The following is a 258-nucleotide window of genomic DNA, read 5'->3' on the forward strand; positions in this document are numbered from 1 at the left end:
TGAAAGAGTGTGAAGCGATCATCCGACATGAGGCCGATCATAAGAAAAAAATGATGAAGGGGATAAAAGAGGCACAAAAGAACGGCGTCCGCATAGGGCGTCCTGGGATCCCCTGCAGTGATAAGTTCCTAAAGCTGGCTGTCCTGCAATCCCAACATGCGATCACGGCAGTGGATGCGGCAGCGCAGCTCAACATAGGGAGATCGACCTTCTATAAACTGAAGAAGCTCTATCATAAAGAGATCAAGCGGAAGAAAC

1 pseudogene is annotated in these 258 nt (G+C 48.8%); it reads left to right on the forward strand.

The window, feature by feature from the left end:
• A pseudogene (locus tag NE665_RS24460) lies at positions 1–258 on the forward strand (hypothetical protein); the annotation flags it as partial.

Source organism: Clostridium sp. DFI.1.208 (genome assembly GCF_024463855.1).
Classification (GTDB): Bacteria; Bacillota_I; Bacilli_A; order Erysipelotrichales; family Erysipelotrichaceae; genus Clostridium_AQ.